General features: G+C 36.9%; 2 protein-coding genes. Both read left to right on the top strand.

Annotated elements, in window-relative coordinates:
* Positions 1-429: 429 nt before the first annotated feature.
* Positions 430-768 (top strand): DUF6883 domain-containing protein, encoded by a 339-nt coding sequence (locus PX482_RS22745; RefSeq protein WP_002763535.1) that lies wholly within the window; start codon positions 430-432, stop codon positions 766-768.
* An 18-nt stretch (positions 769-786) separates the two neighbouring features.
* Positions 787-1,083: a DUF4926 domain-containing protein gene (locus tag PX482_RS22740; protein ID WP_002763537.1), complete on the top strand. Its 297-nt coding sequence runs from the start codon at positions 787-789 to the stop codon at positions 1,081-1,083.
* Positions 1,084-1,237 lie beyond the last annotated feature (154 nt).

Below are 1,237 nucleotides of genomic sequence, written 5' to 3'. Positions count from 1 at the left end.
TAAATCCTTATCTGGCAAGAGACTTAATTGATTAGTTCGCTCTAGATAAAAAACAATTGACAAAAATCGCTAAATGCCTTTCTCTATAAGGGTTCCATCCCTTATAACCCCCGTCCATTGCATAACACAAACCGAAGAGCCTTTTTAGGGAAGGATAAAAAACCTGAACAGCAAACAGCAACTACTTAAAGAAAATGAAACTCAAACCATGAATAATGCTTGGGAAAATTGGGTTAAAGAATTGAAACAACTATCGCCCTTTTCTCAGTCAGAACCGACAACTTATCAAAAACACCTACTAGAAAAATATCGCAAGCAAGGCTGAGAATTATGATTTTATGCGATACAAGTATATCCCCCTCGCAATGACACGCTATAATCGTCATCTCAGGAAAATATTGCTTCGAGGGTTTCTTGGTTTAGACATAAATGATTTCAGCGACTCAATTTGAATTTCCCTTATCTAAGGCTAACTATCTGCTCAACCACACCACTAAAGCAGGCGTTGGTGGAGATAAACGTAAGTTTTGGCGTGAAGTTATGGGATTTGATAATCCTGAAGCGATTCGAGAAGCTATACTAGAGACAGTATCTCTCGAAATATTACAAAAACAAGATACAACAGAGTATGGCGATCGCTATCGTGCTTATGTTAAAATCAGGGGATATTCTGGTAAATTACATCAAATTCGTACTGTTTGGATTATCCTGACAGGAGAAGATGTGGTGAGATTTGTCACAGCAGTACCTTCTAGTTTCAATCAATAAAAGTTTAGAGTAATAAAAATGAGTAAGTTTAAATTATTTGATGATATTCAACTAACGGAAGATATTCCCTTAACCGATGGCGGAATTGCGCCTATCGGTACAGTTGGAGCAATTGTAGAAGTTCTGAAAAATGGGGAGGCTTATCTAGTAGAATTATTTGGGAATTGGGTTAAATATGATGAACAAGGAAATTTTGTCTCAGCCACTCAAGCAGAAAAAGAAGCATTTATGGAGACAATTGGCGTAGAAATTGTTTATCCTAATCAATTAGTGTTAGCTGTTCCCGCTAAAGAGATTATGCAAGTTACGGCTTAGATCATTACTAAAGTGGCTCTTCGTTACTTGTTATGGTTCGATAGGGGGGCATAAATCGACTAAATCCTTATCTGGCAAAAGATTTAACTGATTAGCTCGCTCTAGATCAAAAACAATTGACAAAAATCGTCCAATGTCTTTCTCTATAAGGGTT

It is taken from the genome of Microcystis sp. M53602_WE12, assembly GCF_030065455.1.
Taxonomy (GTDB): domain Bacteria; phylum Cyanobacteriota; class Cyanobacteriia; order Cyanobacteriales; family Microcystaceae; genus Microcystis; species Microcystis aeruginosa.
This window is presented reverse-complemented; position numbering and strand designations above follow the sequence as displayed.

Excerpts from the sequence above, each read along its gene's own strand:
- PX482_RS22745 (WP_002763535.1), top strand. The coding sequence starts at position 430 with ATGATTTCAGCGACTCAATTTGAATTTCCCTTATCTAAGGCTAACTAT.
- PX482_RS22740 (WP_002763537.1), top strand. The coding sequence starts at position 787 with ATGAGTAAGTTTAAATTATTTGATGATATTCAACTAACGGAAGATATT.